Below are 489 nucleotides of genomic sequence, written 5' to 3' on the forward strand. Positions count from 1 at the left end.
TATCACGTCCTTCCTCGCCTCTGAGAGCCTAGGCATCCCCCGTGCGCCCTTATTCACTTACTCTACTTTTGTACTTTAAAAGTACTTCTGTTACAATTTCTGCTCAACATGTCAATGAACTTGTTACCTCACATTCGAGGTAAATGTGATCGCAAAATAGTATTACGATCAGGAAATAAAGTGGAGAATAACGGATTCGAACCGTTGACCCCCTGCGTGCAAGGCAGGTGCTCTAGCCAGCTGAGCTAATCCCCCGTTTTAAGAGTATTAGTGGGCCTGCGTGGACTCGAACCACGGACCTCTACATTATCAGTGTAGCGCTCTAACCACCTGAGCTACAGGCCCAACTCTATTTGAATAACTTGAAGTATGTAAGGCTCCTGAGTGACAGGGTCTTTTCCAGAAAGGAGGTGTTCCAGCCGCACCTTCCGGTACGGCTACCTTGTTACGACTTAGCCCCAGTTACCGGTTCTACCCTAAACAGCTCCT

General features: G+C 47.9%; 2 tRNA genes and 1 rRNA gene. All 3 read right to left on the reverse strand.

Annotated elements, in window-relative coordinates:
• Positions 1–181 precede the first annotated feature (181 nt).
• Positions 182–255 (reverse strand) — tRNA-Ala (locus JYB62_RS19575).
• A gap of 16 nt (positions 256–271) precedes the next feature.
• A tRNA-Ile gene (locus JYB62_RS19580) sits at positions 272–345 on the reverse strand.
• 58 nt (positions 346–403) lie between these two features.
• Positions 404–489 (reverse strand): 16S ribosomal RNA (locus JYB62_RS19585); the annotation flags it as partial.

It is taken from the genome of Algoriphagus lutimaris, assembly GCF_017051705.1.
Lineage (GTDB): Bacteria > Bacteroidota > Bacteroidia > Cytophagales > Cyclobacteriaceae > Algoriphagus > Algoriphagus lutimaris.